The sequence below is a fragment of the Maribacter polysiphoniae genome, from assembly GCF_003148665.1.
Classification (GTDB): domain Bacteria; phylum Bacteroidota; class Bacteroidia; order Flavobacteriales; family Flavobacteriaceae; genus Maribacter_A; species Maribacter_A polysiphoniae.
On sequence record NZ_QGGQ01000015.1, the window covers coordinates 60561 to 81575 of the forward strand.

20 protein-coding genes are annotated in these 21015 nt (G+C 42.3%); 12 read left to right on the forward strand and 8 right to left on the reverse strand.

All coding sequences use genetic code 11. From position 1 onward, the window contains the following. From ppk2 to LX92_RS20920, 4 genes are all read right to left on the reverse strand, one after another. Positions 1 to 849 (reverse strand): polyphosphate kinase 2, encoded by an 849-nt coding sequence (gene ppk2, locus LX92_RS20905; protein WP_109654770.1) that lies wholly within the window; start codon positions 847 to 849, stop codon positions 1 to 3. Positions 850 to 956: 107 nt separating this feature from the next. Continuing rightward, a complete protein-coding gene (locus LX92_RS20910) occupies positions 957 to 1550 on the reverse strand; it encodes a hypothetical protein (protein ID WP_109654772.1) in 594 nt (197 codons plus the stop codon). A gap of 74 nt (positions 1551 to 1624) precedes the next feature. After that, positions 1625 to 2239, reverse strand: coding sequence for a fumarylacetoacetate hydrolase family protein (locus LX92_RS20915; protein ID WP_109654774.1), 615 nt, complete (start codon positions 2237 to 2239; stop codon positions 1625 to 1627). Positions 2240 to 2256: 17 nt separating this feature from the next. Continuing rightward, positions 2257 to 4887 carry a valine--tRNA ligase gene (locus tag LX92_RS20920; RefSeq protein WP_109654776.1) on the reverse strand — a complete coding sequence of 877 codons (2631 nt, stop codon included), beginning with the start codon at positions 4885 to 4887 and terminating at the stop codon, positions 2257 to 2259. A 198-nt stretch (positions 4888 to 5085) separates the two neighbouring features. Between LX92_RS20920 and LX92_RS20925 the strand changes: the two genes are divergently transcribed. Continuing rightward, positions 5086 to 5472 carry a DUF1573 domain-containing protein gene (locus LX92_RS20925; protein ID WP_109654778.1) on the forward strand — a complete coding sequence of 129 codons (387 nt, stop codon included), beginning with the start codon at positions 5086 to 5088 and terminating at the stop codon, positions 5470 to 5472. A 51-nt stretch (positions 5473 to 5523) separates the two neighbouring features. On the opposite strand, the gene LX92_RS20930 is transcribed toward LX92_RS20925, so the two are convergent. Beyond that, positions 5524 to 6864 carry an aspartyl protease family protein gene (locus LX92_RS20930; protein ID WP_317047080.1) on the reverse strand — a complete coding sequence of 447 codons (1341 nt, stop codon included), beginning with the start codon at positions 6862 to 6864 and terminating at the stop codon, positions 5524 to 5526. Between the two features lie 151 nt (positions 6865 to 7015). On the opposite strand from LX92_RS20930, the gene LX92_RS20935 reads away from it, so the two are divergent. The 9 genes from LX92_RS20935 to LX92_RS20975 all read left to right on the forward strand — a co-directional run bounded on the left by LX92_RS20935 (position 7016) and on the right by LX92_RS20975 (position 15886). Then, positions 7016 to 8209, forward strand: coding sequence for a pyridoxal phosphate-dependent aminotransferase (locus tag LX92_RS20935; RefSeq protein WP_109654780.1), 1194 nt, complete (start codon positions 7016 to 7018; stop codon positions 8207 to 8209). After that, positions 8206 to 9222 (forward strand): UDP-N-acetylmuramate dehydrogenase, encoded by a 1017-nt coding sequence (murB, locus tag LX92_RS20940; protein WP_109654782.1) that lies wholly within the window; start codon positions 8206 to 8208, stop codon positions 9220 to 9222. Before LX92_RS20935 ends, murB begins: the two co-directional genes overlap by 4 nt. A gap of 208 nt (positions 9223 to 9430) precedes the next feature. Then, complete coding sequence (locus LX92_RS20945) at positions 9431 to 9994, forward strand: RNA polymerase sigma factor (protein WP_109654784.1); 564 nt, start codon at positions 9431 to 9433, stop codon at positions 9992 to 9994. Beyond that, entirely contained in the window at positions 9994 to 10752 is a 759-nt protein-coding gene (locus LX92_RS20950) for an anti-sigma factor (RefSeq protein WP_109654787.1), read from the forward strand. Before LX92_RS20945 ends, LX92_RS20950 begins: the two co-directional genes overlap by 1 nt. Before the next feature lie 84 nt (positions 10753 to 10836). After that, positions 10837 to 11046, forward strand: a complete 210-nt coding sequence (locus tag LX92_RS20955; RefSeq protein WP_109654789.1) for a membrane or secreted protein — start codon at positions 10837 to 10839, stop codon at positions 11044 to 11046. A gap of 36 nt (positions 11047 to 11082) precedes the next feature. Then, positions 11083 to 11640 (forward strand): RNA polymerase sigma factor, encoded by a 558-nt coding sequence (locus LX92_RS20960; protein WP_109654791.1) that lies wholly within the window; start codon positions 11083 to 11085, stop codon positions 11638 to 11640. A gap of 108 nt (positions 11641 to 11748) precedes the next feature. Continuing rightward, positions 11749 to 12615 carry a lipoyl synthase gene (lipA, locus tag LX92_RS20965; protein ID WP_109654793.1) on the forward strand — a complete coding sequence of 289 codons (867 nt, stop codon included), beginning with the start codon at positions 11749 to 11751 and terminating at the stop codon, positions 12613 to 12615. 47 nt (positions 12616 to 12662) lie between these two features. Beyond that, the gene (gene gap / locus LX92_RS20970; protein ID WP_109654795.1) at positions 12663 to 13673 is read left to right on the forward strand and encodes a type I glyceraldehyde-3-phosphate dehydrogenase; all 1011 of its coding nucleotides are present in this window, start codon (positions 12663 to 12665) and stop codon (positions 13671 to 13673) included. Then, entirely contained in the window at positions 13670 to 15886 is a 2217-nt protein-coding gene (locus LX92_RS20975; RefSeq protein WP_109654797.1) for a tetratricopeptide repeat-containing hybrid sensor histidine kinase/response regulator, read from the forward strand. Before gap ends, LX92_RS20975 begins: the two co-directional genes overlap by 4 nt. Here LX92_RS20975 and lpxK read toward each other — a convergent pair. Further along, entirely contained in the window at positions 15879 to 16874 is a 996-nt protein-coding gene (lpxK, locus tag LX92_RS20980) for a tetraacyldisaccharide 4'-kinase (protein WP_109654800.1), read from the reverse strand. The genes LX92_RS20975 and lpxK overlap by 8 nt on opposite strands. Positions 16875 to 16925: 51 nt before the next feature. On the opposite strand from lpxK, the gene LX92_RS20985 reads away from it, so the two are divergent. Continuing rightward, positions 16926 to 18020 (forward strand): Nif3-like dinuclear metal center hexameric protein, encoded by a 1095-nt coding sequence (locus LX92_RS20985; protein ID WP_109654802.1) that lies wholly within the window; start codon positions 16926 to 16928, stop codon positions 18018 to 18020. Positions 18021 to 18022: 2 nt separating this feature from the next. Further along, positions 18023 to 18802, forward strand: a complete 780-nt coding sequence (locus tag LX92_RS20990; RefSeq protein ID WP_109654804.1) for a zinc ribbon domain-containing protein — start codon at positions 18023 to 18025, stop codon at positions 18800 to 18802. A gap of 57 nt (positions 18803 to 18859) precedes the next feature. Here LX92_RS20990 and LX92_RS20995 read toward each other — a convergent pair whose 3' ends face one another. Together LX92_RS20995 and LX92_RS21000 are read right to left on the reverse strand one after the other, a co-directional pair. Further along, the gene (locus LX92_RS20995; RefSeq protein WP_109654806.1) at positions 18860 to 20200 is read right to left on the reverse strand and encodes an FAD-dependent oxidoreductase; all 1341 of its coding nucleotides are present in this window, start codon (positions 20198 to 20200) and stop codon (positions 18860 to 18862) included. 243 nt (positions 20201 to 20443) lie between these two features. Next, complete coding sequence (locus tag LX92_RS21000; RefSeq protein ID WP_109654809.1) at positions 20444 to 20992, reverse strand: ClpP family protease; 549 nt, start codon at positions 20990 to 20992, stop codon at positions 20444 to 20446. Positions 20993 to 21015: the final 23 nt, after the last annotated feature.

The window sequence follows — 21015 nt, forward strand, 5'->3', positions numbered from 1 at the left end:
CTATATATCGATTTGTTTGGCATTCCTGTAATAGCGAAAAATGATGTTCGGATCGGGTTGGATCAAGTCTGGGAGTTGTCTTTTATCCGTATAATCGAACATAGAGAGTAAATAGCGCATACTCTCCAATCGGGCGGTTTTCTTATCATTGGTTTTCACAATGATCCATGGGCTGAAATCGGTATGTGTCTTGGTGAACATTTGTTCCTTATAAAAGGTATAATCATCCCAGAGTTTTTGTCCCATCCGATCGACCGGACTGAATTTCCATTGCTTCAAGGGGTTCTTAAGTCGGGCATTGAATCTTTTACTCTGGACCTCTTTGGAGATGGAAAACCAAAATTTTATGATAATAACACCATCCTCATACAACATATGTTCAAACTCGGGCACTTGCACCATAAATTGGTTGTATTGATCTTTGGAACAAAACCCCATCACAGGTTCCACAACCGCCCGGTTGTACCAACTACGGTCAAAAAAGACAATTTCCCCAGGATTGGGCAATTCTTTGATATACCTTCTAAAATACCATTGCCCCCTTTCGTTATCTGTCGGCTTTGAAAGCGCCACAACTCTTGAGGAACGGGGGTTTAAATGTTCCCTGAACCGCTTGATCGAACCTCCTTTACCGGCGGCATCACGACCTTCAAAAAGTACGGCTACCCTTAACTGCTTCTTGGTAATCCATTGTTGCAGGTTCACCAACTCACTTTGAAGCTTGGCCAGTTCTATTTCGTATGTGGTATTTCTTACAACATTGTCGATGTCAATCCCTTTTTTTTTGGCAATGGCAATCAAGTCTTTTCTTGTCTTGGCCGATTGTAAGTCTTCTGCGGTAAATTTCATGTAAGCTGATCCTAATTTTAAAATACAGATTTGGCCCAATCAATGGATGTCTTAAAGTCGGGTTATAACCAACTGTATTCGGGTTAATGAATGAAGTGGAATTCGAATTAATTAAAAGGGCCAATCATAATATGGGCCCTGTGGGTACCTGGATCCATTAACCATGGCATCCCCTTTGCATGTGGTTTTATGGGCAAGCCCGTCTCTTCGGGAGTGGCGAACGGCGTATAGATCACATACCGGAATTGGCCATCCTTAAGCAATCCTGTGGTTTTGTCATAGTTTTCATCCTTTCCAAAATAGATATAGGTCATACTGGGTACCTTAGGCATTGGTATTTTTCCTGAAGCCACCTCCATGCCACGGATCTCCCTTTTTTCCTTGGTGTTCTTCCCTTCAAGCGTTAGCTCCCTTCCACGCTCCATAAAAGGTTCCAGTTTTTTGGAATAACAGGAAACACTGATTCCTTCTTTATTGGGGTCATCCCCAATACAAACAAGATTATTTGTCCCTTCCCGCAATACGACCATTTCTCCCGAGGCATTGTAACCATATACCATGGCAGCATCCCTATCTTCCTCCGGTGCGGGAAGTACGGCAGTTTGTATTTGTATTTCAACGGGTAGTATGTCTTTAATTCCTTCTTGGGCAAAAATCCCAACTGAAATCAAGGACAAAAGAAAAGAGACAGATTTAATCATAAGAAAATGTTTTTCTTAAAGATAATAATCTGTCCCTTAATTTGGTAATTAAAGATTTAAAAATCCTTTGTTCTTTATTTCACTTTCGTAGAGAACATTTTTTGGCCTTCCAAATAACCGACCATTTCATCCCCGGAATTCACCTTGCCCGCACCCTTGGAAGGTGTACCTGTCAAAACAATATCACCAGGATTCAAGGTCATTATACCCGCTACATAGGCAATTAATTTTTCTACACTGGTAATCATTAGGCCACTATTCCCTTTTTGGGTCTCAACACCGTTGACACTCATTGAAAAATCAATGTTCCTAATATCCGGAAATTGTGCTATGGGCAAAAACTTGGAGATTGGTGTAGCCCCATCAAAACCTTTAGCCAAGGCCCATGGCCCTTTATTGGGTTCCCGACTTTGCTTTAAGACATCCTTAGCGGTTAGGTCATTGGCGAGTGCAACGGCATCAATATATGACAACGCCTCCCCTTCCGAGACATTCTTACAGGTTTTCCCAATTCTAAACGCCAATTCCACCTCATACCAAACATCATTGGAAAAAGCCGGCAGTTCCAAATCCGCATCATTTTCCAAAAGGGATGAATCCGGTTTGGTAAAAATTAAAGGAACTACCTCCTCTTTGGGCATTTCACTTAGATCATTTACGTAATTTTTCCCTATTGCTATTATTTTCATGATTCTTATATTGTTTACTATTTCAAACTTGCCAAACTTTTTTCCAGGGTCGTTATCTTAGCCTCGGCATCAGCTTGTTTTTTGCGTTCCATGGCGATGACCTGTTCTGGGGCATTGTTTACAAAACGCTCATTGGAAAGCTTCTTCTGTACGGACTGTAAAAATCCTTTCGTATACTTTAACTCTTCCTGTATCTTCAATTTTTCGGCCTCAATATCAACCGCCCCGCTAATGGGAATAAAATATTCGTTGCTTTTTACCCTGAAGGTCAAAGCCCCTTCCACGGCATTATCAACATAGGAAATGGCCGAAACATTAGTCAATTTTTTAATTACAGCATCCCAATCGTCCCCATTGTTGCCTGCATTCAAGACCAAAAGTTCCAAACTTTCCTTCATGGGTATATTCTTATCCTTTCGAATGGTTCGTATACCGGATATGACCTCAGCGGCGAACTCAAACTGCCCTATCAACTTTTCATCCACTTTCTCCACTTTTGGCCATTGTGAAATCACCAAAGCTTCTTGGGGCGAACGCTCCGCAATGTGCTGCCAAACCTCCTCAGTAAGGAAGGGCATAAATGGATGCAACAATTTCAGGTTATTTTCAAAAATCCCGATAACCTCGTCAAAGGTTTTCTTGTCGATCGGTTGTTGGTAAGCCGGCTTAATGATCTCGAGCAACCAAGAACTATAGTCATCCCAGATCAACTTATATGTTGCCATTAAGGCATCGGAAATACGGTATTTACTGAAATGATCCTCGATTTCGGCCAATGTTTGGTTGAATTTGGCCTTATACCAAGCTATTCCCAATGAAGATGCTTCCGGTTGTGGTATTTCGGCAACTTCCCATCCTTTAAGCAATCGGAAACCATTCCAAATCTTATTGGCAAAGTTTTTACCCTGTTGGCAAAGGTCTTCATCGAACAATAGATCGTTCCCGGCCGCAGAACTCAATAACAGCCCTACACGAACCCCATCGGCACCATAATTCTCGATCAATTTTAAGGCATCTGGTGAATTACCCAGGGATTTAGACATTTTCCGCCTTTGCTTGTCACGAACAATTCCCGTAAAATAAACATTGTCAAATGGTTTTTCATCGCGGTATTCATACCCCGCTATGATCATTCTGGCTACCCAAAAGAAAATAATATCGGGACCCGTAACCAAATCATTGGTCGGGTAATAATAATTGATATCCTCGTTATTGGGCTCCAAAATACCATTGAAAACCGTCATCGGCCATAACCATGAGGAAAACCAAGTATCGACAACATCCTCGTCCTGTCGTAGGTCATCCAATCCCAGATTGGGGTTGTTTGATTTGGCCTGGGCCTTTTCCAATGCCTCATCCTTTGATCCGGCTACGACAAAATCGTCCTGACCGTCCCCAAAATAATAGGCGGGTATCTGCTGTCCCCACCATAATTGTCGGGAAATGTTCCAGTCCCTGATATTCTCCATCCAGTGGCGATAGGTGTTTTCAAATTTTTTCGGAAAGAAATTAATCTCATCGCTTTCCAAAACGGATTTGATGGCCGGCTTTACCAAATCCTCCATTTTCAAAAACCATTGTTCTGACAAACGGGGTTCAATAACAGCCCTGGTCCTTTCAGAAGTACCTACTTTATTGATATAGTTCTCGGTTTTCACCAAGAACCCCTTTTCCTCAAGTTCTTTCTTTATTTCCTTACGAACCACAAAACGGTCTTTTCCTTGATAATGCAACCCGAAACTATTCATAGTCGCGTCGGCATTGAAGATATCAATGGTTTCTAGATTGTGTTTCTCTCCCAAGGCCTTATCGTTGATATCATGGGCCGGAGTTACTTTTAGACAACCTGTACCAAATTCAATATCAACATACTCATCCTCGATAATAGGTATTGCCCGGTTACAAATAGGCACAATGGCTTTTTTCCCTTTGAGATGGGAATAACGCTCATCGTTCGGGTTGATACAGATGGCCGTATCCCCCAATATGGTCTCTGGCCGCGTTGTGGCTATGGTCACTCTTTCATCCGAGCCTTCTATGGGATAAGACAAATAATACAACAACCCTTGTTTTTCTTCATAAACAACTTCCTCATCAGATAAGGTCGTTTGCGCCTCTGGGTCCCAATTCACCATACGGTACCCCCTATAGATCAACCCTTTATTGTACAAATCGACAAATACCTTTATGACTGAGGCCGACATGGTATCGTCCATGGTAAAGGCCGTACGTTCCCAATCACAGGAACATCCCAATTTCTTCAATTGTTCCAGGATAACGCCACCATACTCATGGGTCCAATCCCATGCATGTTTTAAAAACTCATCCCTGGAAAGATCTGTTTTGTTTATACCCTGTTCCTTAAGTTTCGCCACAACTTTGGCTTCCGTGGCAATAGACGCATGGTCCGTACCAGGCACCCAACAGGCATTTTTACCCTGTAAGCGGGCCCTACGGATCAAAACATCCTGTATGGTATTGTTGAGCATATGGCCCATATGCAGTATTCCTGTAACATTCGGTGGCGGAATTACAATGCTGTACGACTCCCTATGGTCAGGGGTTGAATGAAAATAATCGTGTTTCATCCAGTAGTCATACCAACGGTTTTCTACCTTTTGGGGCTCATATTTTGAAGGGATATCCATTTTTTGGAACAGTTTTTGTTTATGATTGTATCGGTGACGAAAAAATAAACCTGTAAAGTTATGTTAAATATTCATTTCACAGGCTTTTTGACCCAATATTAAATACGAAACAAAAATAAGTAACGTTAGTATATAACAAAAAGAATTTTGGACGTTCATTTAAAAAGATTAATTTTGAAATTCACCCAAAACTAAATAATGATGAAAAAAATAGTACTTGTATTATTTGTAGGACTATTAGGATTTAGCCTTACTGCCCAGGAAACTGGTGCAAAAATTGAGTTTAAAAGCGAAACTGTTGACTATGGCCAAATAACAAAAGGTAGTGATGGTGTACGTGTATTTGAATTTACAAACACAGGGGATGCCCCATTGATCATAAGCAAGGTTAGTTCTAGCTGCGGATGTACCATCCCCAAAAAGCCAGACGGACCTATTTTACCAGGAAAGACCGGTGAGATCCAAGTAAAGTATGATACGAACCGTGTTGGTCCTATCAGAAAAGCCATTACGGTTATCTCCAATGCGGATACCCCAACAAAGGTCTTAAAGATAAAAGGAGAAATAAAGGCTGCTACGAAGTAGTAACAGCACAAAAAATATTTTAAGAAACCCTGATTAAGTAAATGAACGTAATCAGGGTTTTTTATGTTTGAACAGGTCCTCAAGAACAAATGAGAACAACAGATCCCTGTTATACCTTTCTATGAGCACCTTTACTTTTTTACCTTGCTTCTCATCGAGCATTTGCATAATTTCCTGAATCTTATACTTATGAATGCTCTTTCCATTGACGGCAAGTATGATATCGCCCTCTTTGAGTCCTGCCGTTTCGGCCGGGCTACCTGCCCGAATACCGGAAACCACAATTTCGGGCACCAGACTCAACCGGGTTTGGCCCTCAAATAAAATCTGGACATTCCCGAATGAACCTTCCTTGGTTTTAACCACCCCACGTCCATCTGAAATACGTTCGGACACCATTCTCACCCCATCGTGTTGCAGTGTAATCCCACTAAGGTTATAATGAAACGGCGATTTGAACATGCTGTTTTTCCTAAGGGTCACTTGACGTCTGGAATAATCAAAAACAATATTGAATCGCTTTAGCACCTCCCCACCGACACTGCCGTCCCTATTCGCAAAATTCTTGATGGCCATAAAAGAACGTGTATCGGGAAACGCGGCCTTGGCATTGAATAGTTCAAAACTACCGATCCGGATATTGTTCACTTTTGTACGTTTTCCAAAAATATCCCCATTCAAGCCTTTGCCCAGATAATCATCGTAATGTTCGGTAGGTATCCCTATTTCCTCATCCTCAAAAAGCCAAATGGCATCGGTACTCCCGGTATCGACCAATAAATGAACGGGAATGCTATCGGAATCGCCGATATCAACATCGGCATCGAGATAGGCTTTCTTTCTATGAAGGGTCAAAGGCAATGTCTCTGCCCTTTTACTACGCCGATACACATACTGTTCTGGATCATAAAACTTTATGGTCTTCGACCCGTAATTGATATCCACCACAAAATCCCTAAAAAGATCATACCCAATGATACCGTGTACGGGAATTCCCAAACTGGTTGAGAAATTCAAACTTTTATCTATCACCACATACAGCAACTGTTGCCGATTGATGATATTCTTCAATTTAAAGGAATTGCCACGGGAACTCAGCGCCTTTATCGCTTCCCCTTCACCCAATCCCTTGATCTTTATTTCGGATACGTTGTTGATCTGAATGGAATCTTGATCGGTGATGTTAAAAAGAATGGGCTGGCTTACGCCGGTATCCAACATAAACGATAGTTCGGTACCATTCACCTCAATAGGCAAAATAATGAGATTGTTTACAAGTTGGAATTTGATCTTTTGGAATTTCTGGCCTTTGGGCAATTCATAGGATTGCGCTGTTCCCAATACGGGAAAACACCATAGCAACATCCCAAAAAAAGCCTTCCAATTTTTCAAAATCAACCTTCTACATTGTTAATCCCCATTAAGATACGTAAAATAAGCAATAACACCCTGTTTTTTAACATATTGTAAACGCATGAAATAAACACGGGTACTTTTGTTTTGTCCATAATGATTTCTCATTTTTGTTTAAAATTTAGATCATATGCCATCCATATCGAAAAAAGGATTTTCCATGCCCGAATCACCGATTCGAAAATTGGTTCCTTACGCTGAAAAGGCAAAAAAAGAAGGAGTAAAGGTGATACATTTGAACATTGGCCAACCCGATATCAAAACACCTAAGATCGCACTGGATGCCGTAAAGAACAATACCATTTCGGTATTGTCCTATAGCCGAACCGAAGGCTCTGAAGCCTATCGTGAAAAATTGGCCCGGTATTATGCAAACCACGACATTGAGGTTACCGCCCAGGATATCTTGGTAACCACTGGCGGTTCCGAAGCGCTTTCCTTTACCATGGGGAGCATCGCCGACAGCGACGATGAAATCATCATCCCAGAACCTTTTTATGCCAATTACAATGGATTTGCCACTGCAATGGGCGTTACGGTCGTGCCTGTCGTTTCCCAAATAGACAATAATTTCGCCCTACCTCCCATAGAAGCGTTCGAAAAACTGATCACTCCCAGAACAAAGGCGATACTGATCTGTAATCCCGGCAATCCAACGGGATACCTCTACACCCGGGAAGAAATCAAAAAAATAGCCGCTATCGCCAAAAAACACGATCTTTTCCTGATTTCGGATGAAGTGTACCGGGAATTCACGTATGACGGCAAGGAACATTATTCGATATTACAAGAACCGGGAATGGACGAGCATGCCATTATTGTGGACTCCGTCTCCAAAAGATACAGCATGTGTGGTGCCCGAATCGGTTGTATGGTATCGAAGAACAAGGATGTCATGAAAACAGCCCTTAAATTCGCGCAAGCACGGTTATCACCCCCAACCTATGCACAAATAGCCAGTGAGGCCGCGTTGGAGACCCCCCTAAGCTATTTCGAGGATGTAAAAAAAGAATATGTTTCCAGAAGAAACCTGCTCATTGGGGAACTGGAAAAAATAGAGGGAATCAAAATCGGACATCCCCAAGGGGCTTTTTATTGCATCGCCGAACTACCCATAAAAGACACCGATGTTTTTGCCCAGTGGTTATTGGAAGAATTCAGGGTCGATGGCGAAACGGTTATGGTGGCCCCAGCTGCGGGTTTCTACGCTTCCGAGGGGTTGGGAAAGAATCAAATACGAATTGCCTATGTTTTGGATAAGGACCGCCTTAAAAGGGCCGTATTTATTTTAAAAGAGGCTCTTAAATCTTACAAGGACCAATGAATGTCCAAAACAATACTTCATTAAAACACTACAATACCTTCGGAATTGATGCCAAGGCAAGTTTTTTCTGCGAAATCAGTACTATTGACGATTTAAGGGAAGCCTTACAAAGCAATATACACCCAAACCTTTTTGTCATTAGCGGAGGAAGCAACATGCTGATTACCAAAGATATTGACGCCTTGGTGCTCTACATAAACATCAAGGGAAAGGAAATACTCGAAGAAGATGATGACCACGTCTACCTCAAGGTCATGGCCGGTGAAATTTGGCACGATTTGGTACTCTGGTGTCTAGAACGTGATTTCGGTGGTCTGGAGAATTTATCGCTTATACCGGGGCATACCGGTACGGCCCCCATACAGAATATCGGGGCATATGGCGTTGAACTCAAAGATACCATGGTACGTTGTGAGACCGTCCATATCGACGATCTTTCGACCAAGGTCTTTACCAAGGAAGACTGTGCGTTTGGCTATCGGGATTCTTATTTCAAGAATGGGGGTAAAGGCAAATACATAATTACATCGGTCGTTTTCAAACTCACCAAAAGAAACCACAAACCCAATATGTCGTACGGCGCCATTGGCTCCCTATTGGAACAATGGAATATTGAAGACCCTACCATTCAGGATGTTTCCAAGGCCATAGTGGCCATACGGAAAAGCAAATTGCCAGACCCCAAGGTATTAGGCAATAGTGGCAGTTTCTTTAAAAACCCGGTTTTATCGAAATCTGAATTCGAAAGTTTTATTGCCGACCATCCGACGGCCAAATACTATAAAGTGTCCGATGATGCCTATAAGGTACCTGCTGGCTGGTTGATTGAACAATGTGGATTTAAAGGCAAGCGCTTTGGCGATGCCGGAGTGCATAAAAAGCAAGCATTGGTATTGGTGAATTACGGGAATGCGACAGGGGCGGAAATCATCAATTTGGCACAAAAAATCATGGATACCGTTTATAACACCTATGGAATTCGGATACAGCCGGAAGTGAATATAATAAAATAACCCCTGCTAGAGAATAACAGGGGCTATACCAAACCAAACTAACCAAAAATTAAATGCACAATAACCAGTTGTACATTTATGGGATTAAAATTTTGAGATAACGCTAGCTATAACAATCAATTTTATAAATTAGCGTTTAATGGATATACGGTCATTACCACTTGATTGGATGCCGTAAGCAAAAATATTTTCCAAGCCATACCAATACATGAGCGTACTGCTAGAAAAGCATATTGTGGAATTATTGCAAGAACGGGATGAAAAAGCCATTTCACTCTTGTACGAACACTATGGTGACACCCTCTACGGTGTGGCAAAGAAAGTGGTCCGCGATGAAGAGCTTGCACAGGACGTGCTACAGGAAAGCTTTGTGAAGATCTGGAAGAAATCAGATTCCTACGATGCCACAAAAGCAAAACTGTTCACATGGCTATTTCGAATTACCAGAAATACCGCCATAGACAAATTACGAAGCGTCAACACAAAATCCGACAAAGAAATCCAAATGGATGTTTCTGACGTATATAATTTGGGTGTCGATAGCATCAAGCCTGAATTTATGGATGTTCGTGAAAACCTGGACAAAATAGAGGATAAGTATCAAATTGTACTGGAAGCCCTATTTTTCCAAGGAATGACGCAGCAAGAAGCCAGTGATGAATTGGGTATTCCCTTGGGAACCATAAAATCGAGGTTGAAGATCGGTCTAAGGGAATTGAAGAAAATCTATGGGCCGTCGATGATGCTTGCACTTTTACTAAATCTGTTGTAATGAAAGAAAAAATAAAAATATTTTTAGATTCGGATTTACTTGAAAAATATTTGCTGGGAACAACAAACCAGCAAGAATCCTTGCAAGTAGAGAGATACTTGGCCATGTACCCTGAAGTTAGGGAAACCTATAACGAGCTTCAGGACAATCTGGAGGTTTTCGCCAAATTACATGCCGTTAAAACCCCAGAGGGCTTAAAGAACAAGATCATGGCTCGGATCAAATCCGAGAACAGCAGTAGAAGAAAGTTCTTTAGGTATGCCATGGCTGCCAGTTTTGCAGCGGTAATGTTCGCCGGGGCCTCCTATTTCCTTTGGAATCAAAACCAAAACCTACAAGAGGAGAATGTCCTTGTGAACAACAAGATCGAAACCTTGAAGGAAGATATGAGACTTGAATTGGAGGATGTTCGTAACCAGTTTATCGTATTGAACAACCCACTTACCAAAAAATACAACGTCAAAGGAAACAAGAACGCGAAGGAATTGAAGGCTGTGGCCTATATCAATCCCGTGAAAAAGTTATCCTATATCAACGTCAAAAAACTTCCCCACCTTTCCAAAAACCAAAGTTTTCAAATGTGGGCAGAGGTTAACGGTAAGATGATCAACTTGGGAATCATTGATGAATCAGCCGGGCAAGAGAAGTTATTGGCCCTGCCTTATGCCGACAATGCGGTGAGTTACATCACCATTGAACCCAAGGGAGGGAATAACACCCCGACGGTTGAGAACATTGTCGCCAAGATCAATTACTAGTCCGTTAAAATAATAGAAGCTATTTCCTAAGCCCTGACGATACAGTCAGGGCTTTATTTTTATATCTTTGTCAAAAATTTTACAATGAAATTGATTCTTTTGACAATTGGTCTATTGGCAGTAGCCTTTGCTGGGATTGCCATTAAAATATGGTCTAAGAAAAACGGCCGTTTTGCCGGTACATGTGCAAGCCAAAGTCCCTTCCTTAACAAGGACGGTGAAGCTTGTGGAATGTGTGGAAAATTACCTGGCGAACGGGATTGCGAGAAAGAGGCCACGGCGGAATTACACTAAAACGATGTACTTCAGGGTGTAAATCCCTGTTCAGATGTGAATAATACCGAAGACAATTTACTTGTTACGATCAACAAGGCAAAGATGGGCAACCAAATGGCCTTCAGTCTACTATTGGATACTTTTTGGAATGACGTCTATGGCTTTCAGCTAAAACGTACCGAAAACGAGAATGATGCCGAGGACATTACCGTACAGACTTTCTCAAAAGCCTTTGATAAGATCGACACCTTCGACGATTCGTACAAATTCAAGACATGGCTCATTGCAATCTCCAAGAACATCCATGTGGATCTTGTGCGTAAACGCAAAAGAAATGTATTGGGAACAGGGGGAAACAACGACGCCATTTCCAAAGTTTTGGATGATGCCCCCACAGCCGAAGATCGTCTGATCACAGAGCAGAACCTGGCTACCCTGCTACAGAACATCAAAAAACTGAAGCCTCATTACCAAGAGGTGATCAACCTCCGGTATTTTCATGAATTGAGTTATGCCGCAATTGCCACCGAACTCAACGAACCGATAAACAACATAAAGGTGAAGTTGTTAAGGGCCAAGAAATTGCTGGCCGAGATCATTCGAAAAAGATAACACATACCTCAAACACCCTTTACGACCCCATAATCCCATAGCGTTTCAATACCCCTTAGACTGATGGTCAAACGTTATATTGTTCGTATATTTGTAGAAAATTAAAATATGGCTGCAGATAGCATTGCACCTCCAAAGGGCAAACCAAAATGGTTACGTGTTAAATTGCCAACAGGCAAAAATTATACCCAATTACGCGGATTGGTAGACAAGTATAACCTGAATACCATTTGTACCTCGGGGAGCTGTCCCAATATGGGCGAATGTTGGGGGGAAGGCACTGCCACATTCATGATCCTGGGCAACATCTGTACCCGTTCATGTGGTTTTTGCGGAGTACAGACAGGACGCCCCTCTGCCGTAGATTGGGAAGAACCGGAAAAAGTAGCACGATCCATTAAGTTAATGGGCATAAAACACGCCGTAATCACTTCGGTCGACCGTGATGACCTAAAGGACATGGGATCTATCATATGGGCGGAAACAGTAAAGGCCATCCGTAGAATGAACCCCACTACCACTTTGGAAACGTTGATTCCGGATTTCCAAGGCATCGAAAGGCATTTGGACCGTATTGTAAAGGTTGCCCCGGAAGTGGTATCACATAATATGGAAACCGTTAAAAGACTTACAAGGGAAGTCCGTATCCAAGCCAAGTACGAGAGAAGTCTCGAAGCTTTGGCCTATTTACACGACCAAGGGGTAAACCGAACAAAATCAGGGATAATGTTAGGCCTCGGCGAACTTGAGGATGAGGTTTTGGAAACCATGGAAGACCTAAGAAAGGTCAATGTGGATGTACTTACCATTGGACAGTACCTACAACCTTCCAAAAAACATTTACCTGTAAAGGAATTCATTCTTCCCGAACAGTTTAAAAAATATGAGGAGGCCGGACTTCAAATGGGATTCAGACATGTAGAAAGCGGTGCATTGGTGCGCTCTTCCTACAAAGCACACAAACATATCCATTAATGGGGTAGCCCCCTATTGAAACACATCCTGTAATCAGGACAACTCCTATGAAAAAAGTTAATATCGGCATCAATGGCTTCGGTAGGATTGGCCGCACCCTATTCAGATTGCTCAAGGATCACCCACACCTCAACGTGGTTGCCATCAACGACTTGGCAAACGCAAGGACCCTAGCCCATCTATTAAAATATGACAGCATCCATGGGGTTTGGCATAACCATATCACCCATGGGGAAAATGCGATTATTGTTGGGGATAAAAAAATAATGTTGACCAATGCCACCTCGCCCGAACATATACCTTGGTCAGACAACGATGTGGACATTGTCATTGAATGCAGTGGTAAATTCAAGACCCGTGAGGCACTCCAACACCACATAACCAACGGTGCCAAAAAGGTTATCCTCTCCGTTCCCCCAGTGGATGAGTCGATTAAAATGGTGGTCTTCGGCATCAATGAAGGGACGATTACCCCACAAGACCATATTATTTCCAATGCTTCCTGTACCACGAACAACGCCGCTCCCATGATCAAGGTCATTAAAGACCTTTGTGGCATTGAGCAAGCTTATATCACCACCATACACTCCTACACCACCGACCAGAGCTTGCACGATCAGCCCCATAACGACCTAAGAAGGGCACGGGCGGCTTCCCAATCGATCATTCCCACAACAACAGGGGCAGCAAAAGCCTTAACACGGATGTTTCCGGATTTGGCCGATGTCATAGGGGGTTGCGGCATCAGGGTTCCTGTGCCGAACAACTCTTTGACGGACATAACTTTCAATGTAAAAAAGGAAACATCGATTCAAGAAATAAACGATACTTTTAGGAAAGCATCCCAAAATGAGCTAAAAAACGTACTTTTTTATACGGAAGACCCTATAGTATCTGTTGATGTGAACAATAGTTGTTATTCTTGTACGTTTGATTCACAGATGACTTCAGTAATCGGAAGAATGGTAAAAATTATTGGATGGTACGATAATGAAACCGGTTACAGTAGTCGAATCATAGACGTAATCAACTTATTGATAGAAAAAAGATTCATTTGAACCTAAAAACAACAAATACACGCCTTAAGGGATTAATCCTAGTCCTGGTTTTCCTTTGTCTTGGCAACAGCCTATTTGCCCAAGTCAACACAGACCAAAACGACGTTGAAACTTATTTCGATGAAGCGAGGGCCTTTAGGAACAGAAACCAAATCGATTTGGCGTTGCAATCCCTGGATAAAGCAGCCGCGATAGCGGAGGAGAACAAGGACGTGAAAAAGCTGATCGACAGCTACAATATGTTCGCCTTACTTTATCTGAAATTGGATAAGGTAAACACGACCAAATACTATTGGGATAGGGCCAAGGTACTTTTGGAGGAGGTTGAATACCCCTATGGCGATGCCATTTACAAATATATCGAAGCTATACTCCTATTTAGGGACAATCAGAATTTCCAAGCTATCTTCATGCTCAATGAAGCCCGGCAACTCAATAACGACCGTAACTTCTTTAACAACATACTATTGACCGAGGGGGAAATTTACCTCAACCTCGAAAAATATGAGAGTGCCGCGAAGAATTTCAATTCATTGATTGTAAATACCGATGTCTACGAAAAGGAATATTTGGCCACAAGGGCCTATTTAGGGCTTGCCCAAACCCAATTGCGTACAGGTAATTTTGAGGAAGCCGCAAAAAATGCTACCAACGCATTAAAATTGGCCGAGGAAAATGGTTTTTCGGTCGAGATCGTGACCGGGAATAGACTATTGGCCGAAACCAATGAGGAAATCGGCAATTATCAAAATGCCCTTGCGGCCACCCGAAACCTACAAATAGCCAAAGACTCGCTTTTTAGTCTCGAAAAATTAAGTCTCGAAACCAAAACGGCCGATGAGATACACAGTGAAAACATGGCCAATGAAATCAAGCGGCAGGACAAACGCATTGAAGAGTTGAGCAAATCGGCAAACCGATCCGAGATTACGGCCATATTGACCTCTGCCTTTTTGATTATAATCTCGTTGTTGGCGGTATCCCTGTACCGAAACAATCAGATCAAATTAAAAACCAACGAACTACTGCATACCAAAAACAGCGAGCTTCAAGCAGCCAGGGATGCAGCCGTCAGTGCCATGGAGGCCAAAACGAATTTCCTATCCACCGTAAGCCATGAACTACGGACCCCACTTTATGCAGTTACGGGACTCACCCATTTATTATTGGAGGAAAACCCCAATAAAGACCAGATAGAACACCTCAAAGCCTTGAAATTCTCTGGGGATTACCTTCTGAATTTCATCAATGATATTTTACATATCAACAAGATCGATGCCGACAAATTGGAACCTTTGATCATGGAGTTCAACCTTAAAAAGGTACTAAATGAGGTTATAAATTCCCTGCAACAAAGTGCCAAGAAGAACCAGACCAAACTTATCCTGGATTACGACGAAAGCATACCCTCACATTTGATGAGCGATCCTTTAAAGCTTTCCCAAGTTTTTATGAACCTTATCGGTAATGCCCTGAAATTCACCAAAAATGGGGAAGTTACCATAAAGGCCGAAATGGTTCATAAGGAAGAAGAGGATGTTACCCTCTATTTTGAGGTCAAGGATAACGGCATAGGCATTTCCTTGGAACAACAGGAAAAGATCTTTGAAGGTTTTGAACAAGGCTCTATCCAAATCAACCGGGAATACGGTGGTACGGGACTTGGACTAACCATTGTAAAAAGTTTACTTGGTCTGTTCGACAGCAAGATAAAACTGACTAGCGAAATAGGACAGGGCAGTACGTTTTACTTTGAATTGAAATTGAAGAGCAAGGATGGTATCATCGATGACATTCCTTTTGAAATCATTAAACAGGATTATGATTTCAAAGGACTCCATTTAATGATCGTCGAAGACAACAAGATCAATCAGGTGATCACCAAGAAAATGCTGTCCAAAAAAGAAATCACATCCGATATTGCCAGTAATGGGACGGAGGCTATCGAACTCGCCCAGAAAAACAAATATGACGCCATTTTAATGGACATACACATGCCTGGTATCAGTGGTGAGGAAGCTACAATAGAAATCAGGAAATTCGATTCCATCACACCTATCATTGCGTTAACGGCCATCTCACTGGACGATAGTTTGGAAAGTTTTTATGCCGCTGGTTGTAATGATGTCGTTACAAAACCTTTTAAACCCGAGGTCTTCTATCAAAAAATCGGCGAGAATATATTTGGAAGACAGGCAAACACCACTACATAATACCCTGTATGGCATTGTGCAGCGTTTCCCCTCCCCCGTTCAAAAAATCGTGCCTTACCTGTATGTAATACAAATGGGCAACTTTCCCCTTTAACCGGGCAAAATCCTTTTCCGTCGTCAAGACCATTGGTTTTGAATTGAAAAGTTCAATTTCCGACGCACTGAAAAAATGATGGTCCCTGAATTCCAAATGTTCCAAATCGACCCCTTTATCCTTTAAATAGCGAACCAAGGGCTCGGGATTGGCGATACCCGTGACCAAGGTTATTTTTTGGCCTAAAAGTCCATTCAACGTCAATACAGGGGTATTGCCCTTTAATGCATCATCATAGTGCAATCGACTAAACAGAACCTGTTGCCCTTTTTTGGGCTTTAGCGATTTACGAATCATCCGTTGCCTTTCCTCCCCCAAGGTATCAGGACATTTTGTAACCACGATCACTTGGGCCCGTCGGGCCTCCTTCTTGGTATCCCGTAAATTACCCGTTGGAAGATACCAGTCCTTCACATATAGATTATCATACGCGGTCAATACTATGGAAAAATCAGGCTTTACCTTCCGGTGTTGGAAAGCATCATCCAAAAGAATGACATCAGGCCCAACAGATGCTTCCAAGTTGGAAATCCCATTCCGCCTATCGGCATCGACGGCTACCGTTATATCCGGGAATTTATTGAAAATTTGATAGGGCTCATCCCCGAGTTCCTCAACAGCACCATCTTTCGAGGCGATTTGAAACCCCTTTGATTTCCGTTTATAGCCCCGACTAAGGACGGCCACTTTATAGGAGGCCTTCAGATGGCCCACCAAATACTCGATCATCGGTGTTTTACCCGTACCTCCCACACTTAGATTACCCACACAGATCGTCGGGGTCTTAAAAGTGGTACTTTTAAAAAAACCAATATCATAAAGCCCATTTCGAATAGATACCACCAAGGCATAAACCAAGGAAATGGGAAAAGCTATTTTTCTCAACAGTTGCATTAGAACGAAATTATAATATTTTATCTTTGATAACCTTAATAAAACCAGAAAATGATCGTAAAAGAAGTTACCGGTGTATTGGAAGAATTGGCCCCCTTGGATTTTGCCGAGGATTTTGACAATGTCGGTCTCTTGGTCGGTGACCACAACCAGGAAGTCACCGGAATCCTTGTGACCTTGGATACCTTGGAAAATGTGGTCGATGAGGCCATCACCCATAAATGCAACCTTATCGTTAGCTTTCACCCCATTATTTTCAGTGGCCTTAAAAAACTCACCGGCAAAACCTATGTTGAACGTGTGGTGATCAAGGCCATTCAAAACAAGATCGCCATCTACAGCATGCATACGGCCCTTGACAATGCCAGGGAGGGTGTGAATGCCAAAATCTGCGAGGTTTTGGGTGTTGTGGAACCGAAAATCCTGATTCCCCAGAAGAATACGATCAAAAAACTGACGACCTATGTTCCTTTGGAGGCTGCCGACCAACTAAAGGCTGCCCTATTCGAAGCTGGGGCAGGCCATATTGGCAACTATAGCAACTGTAGTTTCTCAACCCAAGGGACCGGATCGTACAAGGCGAATGAAAATGCCAATCCCACAAAGGGTAAAATAGGGGAAACCCATTATGAGGAAGAAATACAGGTCAACATCACCTTTGCTTCCTCCGTCACAAAAAAAGTATTGAACGCACTCTTTGAAAACCACCCTTATGAAGAGGTGGCCTATGAAATATTGACCTTGGACAATACGAACCAAAATATCGGAATGGGCATGATCGGCTCCTTAAAAAAACCGATGAAGGAGCTCGATTTCCTTAAAATGGTCAAGGAAAGCATGTACGCATCGGGTATTCGACATTCGGCACTACGCGAAAAGCCGATTGAAAAAGTAGCGGTTTTGGGTGGAAGCGGCGCTTTTGCCATCAAGGCCGCAATGGCTGCAGGTGCTGACATTTTTATTACAGCCGATGTAAAATACCACCAGTTTTTCGAAGCAGAAGGAAGGATGGTAATTGCCGATATTGGACACTTTGAAACAGAACAGTTTACAAAAAATCTTTTAGTTGATTATCTTACAAAAAAAATTCCTAATTTTGCAATCCGTTTATCGGGAAGCAAAACGAATCCAATCAAGTATTTATAAGTATGGCAAAAAAAGGTGAAGTAACCGTAGAAGAGAAGCTAAGGGCATTGTACGACTTGCAATTAATCGATTCTAGAGTTGATGAAATACGCAATGTTAGAGGTGAGCTACCCTTGGAGGTCGAGGATTTGGAAGATGATGTACTGGGGCTTAAAACCAGATTGGATAAGCTCAAGACCGATGTCGAGACCATAAACTTCGAAATTACTGCTAAAAAGAATTTGATCGATGAATCCAAAGCATTGATCAAGAAATATACCGAACAACAAAAAAATGTCCGTAACAGCAGGGAATTCAATTCCATAAGCAAGGAGTTGGAGTTCCAGGAATTGGAAATTCAACTTGCTGAGAAGAACATTAAGGAGTTCAAGGTTCAAATTGAACAGAAAAAAGAAGTCATTGCCCAAACCAAAGAGAAATTAAGTGAGCGTGATGCCCATTTAAAACATAAGAAAAGTGAATTGGATGCTATCTTGGCAGAGACCGAGAAAGAGGAAAAAGCACTTTTGAACAAATCCTTGGAATTCCAGGAACAAATCGAGGATCGTTTGGTGACCGCCTATGCACGAATCAGGAACAGTGTAAAAAACGGTCTAGCTGTCGTACCCATTGAAAGGGGTGCTTCAGGAGGTTCTTTCTTTACCATACCCCCACAGGTTCAGGTAGAGATCGCTTCCAGAAAAAAAATCATCACCGATGAGCATAGTGGAAGAATATTGGTAGACCCTGTTTTGGCAGAGGAAGAGCAAGAAAAAATGGAAAAATTGTTCGCTAAGATTTAAGAACAACTACACATACAATAAAAAGGCCGTCTTATAGACGGCTTTTTTTATGGGGTATTATAGCATCCCTAAAATCTTGGCCTCCACTTCGGCACCATCCCATTTTTCCTCGATATCAGGAATAGCCATGATATGTTCCATGATTTTTTCCTGTTCATCGCCCATTGCCAAAGCCTCGGCATAAGGTCGGTCCGAGAAAGTAACCCTGGAATACAAGGGAATCCATTTATCAGGATATTTATCCGCAAACCTTTTCTCTATCTTTTTCTGCAATAAGAACTTGGGATCGGCAGTTTTACTGCTCATCTCCATAAAATTGCGATAACTCAGTTCCGCAATGGCATCAGCATTGGGCTTTCGTTCTTTTTGATATGTCTGGAAAATAGCCTCCCAATCGTCCCCATATTGCTTTATGATCTTATTGAGCGCATAAATATCCTCAAAACCGGCATTCATCCCCTGCCCGTAAAAAGGAACCACGGCATGGGCCGAATCACCCACCAAAGCCACTTTGTCCCAATAGGTCCATGGGTAACATTTCATAGTGACCATGGCACTGGTCGGATTTTTAAAGAAGTCGGTAGCCAAATTCTCAATTTCATGGTCGACACTCGGGAAGTTGATTTCAAAAAACGCCTTGGCCTCTTGCTTGGTCTTGATACTTTCAAAGGAAACATCCCCCTCAAAAGGCATGAACAGGGTACAGGTAAAGCTGCCATCCAAATTCGGCATGGCGATAAACATGTATTTGCCCCTTGGCCATATGTGGAAGGAATTGGCATCCAACTTATGGGTACCATCGGCATTGGCCGCAATGGTCAATTCCTTATAGCCGACATCTATAAAATCCTGGGAGTAATCAAACCGACTACGGCGTTGCATTTTGTGCCGTACCCTGGAAAATGCCCCATCACACCCAAATATCAAATCGAATTTATATTCTTGCCACTCCCCTTTTTCAGTATCCCCGGTATACAACTTGGCTTCAGGCAGGTCAACGTCCCAAACCTTTTCCTCGAATTTAAGGATAACCCCTGATTTTTCGGCCAAATCGATCATCCGACGATTCAACACCCCCCGTGAAATAGACCAAATGGCCTCCCCATCATGTCCATATTTCTGAAAGTACACTGGCTTACCCACGACATGCATGGCCCTTTTGTCCAAGGGTATGGCTATCTTTTTGATTTCCTCCTCAATACCGATCTCAGACAGCGCTTTCCACCCCCTATCACTCATTGCCAAGTTAATGGAACGCCCGGAAAAAACAATCGTTCGAATATCGGGCCTACGGTCAAATACGGTTACGGTATGCCCATACTTTTTAAGATAAATGGCCAATAGGGAACCTACCAAACCAGATCCTACAATGGCAATGTTCTTAGGTTGTTGTTTCATTACAAATAGGGGAAAATAAGGGTTAGTATGTAAATTTAATAAAATAAACTTTAATGCCCTGCCGTCTTCCGGATGTTGCCATTGGCATCATCTTACATAAAAAAATCTTTTAAAAACATCCAAAACCACCTCTTTCTACGTATATATAGTACTTTCCGCTTCGGCGTCTATATATATCACAAAAAAAAGTCCTTCACAATTCGATTGCGAAGGACTTTTTCCTTTATCGGTAAGGCCATTGGGCTATTCCAAAATACCGTCTACAATACCATAAGCGATAGACTCCTCAGCGTTCATCCAATAATCCCTATCAAAATCCTTGAGTACTTTCTCGTAATCCTGCCCACAATTATCGGCAAGGATCCTAGCGCTCAATTCTTTGGTCTTAATGATTTCCTTCGCCTGGATCTCTATATTCGAAGCCTGTCCCCTAGCACCACCACTGGGTTGGTGGATCATCACTTGGGCATGGGGCTGAATGAATCTTCTTCCCTTTTTACCCACTGAGAGTAATATCGACCCCATGGAAGCCGCGAGACCGGTACAAATGGTAGACACTGGACTTTTCAATGCCTTTATCGTATCGTACATCGCAAAACCTGAGGTTACATATCCTCCAGGACTATTAATGAACAATTGGATCTCTTTGTTATTCTGCATATCCAGATACATCAGACGATCGATTACATGCTTGGCAGATTCATCATCGACCATGCCCCAAAGAAAAACCTTGCGTTCCTCCAATAACTTTTCATCTATTGCTTCCTGTACTTTTCCCTTTTTCGAACTCATCTTAATTTTTTTAATAATCCAAA

What these genes read in the sequence shown, in the direction of transcription:
- lpxK (WP_109654800.1), bottom strand. Translation starts at nt 16,874, where the DNA reads ATGCAACTGTTGAGAAAAATAGCTTTTCCCATTTCCTTGGTTTATGCC.
- murB (WP_109654782.1), top strand. Translation starts at nt 8,206, where the DNA reads ATGAATGTCCAAAACAATACTTCATTAAAACACTACAATACCTTCGGA.
- LX92_RS20915 (WP_109654774.1), bottom strand. Translation starts at nt 2,239, where the DNA reads ATGAAAATAATAGCAATAGGGAAAAATTACGTAAATGATCTAAGTGAA.
- ppk2 (WP_109654770.1), bottom strand. Translation starts at nt 849, where the DNA reads ATGAAATTTACCGCAGAAGACTTACAATCGGCCAAGACAAGAAAAGAC.
- LX92_RS20945 (WP_109654784.1), top strand. Translation starts at nt 9,431, where the DNA reads ATGAGCGTACTGCTAGAAAAGCATATTGTGGAATTATTGCAAGAACGG.
- LX92_RS20925 (WP_109654778.1), top strand. Translation starts at nt 5,086, where the DNA reads ATGATGAAAAAAATAGTACTTGTATTATTTGTAGGACTATTAGGATTT.
- LX92_RS20910 (WP_109654772.1), bottom strand. Translation starts at nt 1,550, where the DNA reads ATGATTAAATCTGTCTCTTTTCTTTTGTCCTTGATTTCAGTTGGGATT.
- LX92_RS20995 (WP_109654806.1), bottom strand. Translation starts at nt 20,200, where the DNA reads ATGAAACAACAACCTAAGAACATTGCCATTGTAGGATCTGGTTTGGTA.
- LX92_RS20950 (WP_109654787.1), top strand. Translation starts at nt 9,994, where the DNA reads ATGAAAGAAAAAATAAAAATATTTTTAGATTCGGATTTACTTGAAAAA.
- LX92_RS20935 (WP_109654780.1), top strand. Translation starts at nt 7,016, where the DNA reads ATGCCATCCATATCGAAAAAAGGATTTTCCATGCCCGAATCACCGATT.
- lipA (WP_109654793.1), top strand. Translation starts at nt 11,749, where the DNA reads ATGGCTGCAGATAGCATTGCACCTCCAAAGGGCAAACCAAAATGGTTA.
- LX92_RS20955 (WP_109654789.1), top strand. Translation starts at nt 10,837, where the DNA reads ATGAAATTGATTCTTTTGACAATTGGTCTATTGGCAGTAGCCTTTGCT.
- LX92_RS20990 (WP_109654804.1), top strand. Translation starts at nt 18,023, where the DNA reads ATGGCAAAAAAAGGTGAAGTAACCGTAGAAGAGAAGCTAAGGGCATTG.
- LX92_RS21000 (WP_109654809.1), bottom strand. Translation starts at nt 20,992, where the DNA reads ATGAGTTCGAAAAAGGGAAAAGTACAGGAAGCAATAGATGAAAAGTTA.
- LX92_RS20920 (WP_109654776.1), bottom strand. Translation starts at nt 4,887, where the DNA reads ATGGATATCCCTTCAAAATATGAGCCCCAAAAGGTAGAAAACCGTTGG.
- gap (WP_109654795.1), top strand. Translation starts at nt 12,663, where the DNA reads ATGAAAAAAGTTAATATCGGCATCAATGGCTTCGGTAGGATTGGCCGC.
- LX92_RS20985 (WP_109654802.1), top strand. Translation starts at nt 16,926, where the DNA reads ATGATCGTAAAAGAAGTTACCGGTGTATTGGAAGAATTGGCCCCCTTG.